1 protein-coding gene is annotated in these 451 nt (G+C 43.0%); it reads left to right on the top strand.

Going from position 1 to position 451, the window contains the following annotated elements; translation table 11 throughout:
• Window positions 1-99: 99 nt before the first annotated feature.
• A partial coding sequence (locus ACTHUR_RS20705; protein WP_440400679.1) for a flavoprotein occupies window positions 100-451 on the top strand: 352 nt, incomplete at its 3' end.

The following is a 451-nucleotide window of genomic DNA, read 5'->3' on the forward strand; positions in this document are numbered from 1 at the left end:
ATATGGTAATGCGATTAAAGCAAAACTGGCCAGAATCAACATCGAACAAATCTAATTTGATTTGATTCCTATATATCTCATTTAATGAACCCGTTATTTATGAGCAAACACATTCTCCTCGGCATTACTGGCGGTATTGCGGCGTATAAATCTTGTGAACTGGTCAGACTACTGAAAAAGCAAGGACATTCTGTATCAGTAGTGATGACGGATTCTGCGACAGAATTTATCTCCCCGCTGACTTTCCAAGCTTTAACCGGCAATCCTGTTTTATCGGATACCTATTCAGGTGCTTCCAATAATGGCATGGCGCACATCAATCTGACGCGTGAAGCCGACGCATTTCTTATTGCGCCTGCAACTGCCAATACGATTGCCAAAATTGCCAACGGATTGGCTGATAATCTACTGACCAACTTGGTAGCAGCCAGGAAATGCCCTTTGGCTGTTG

Source organism: Neisseria sp. P0021.S007 (genome assembly GCF_051956855.1).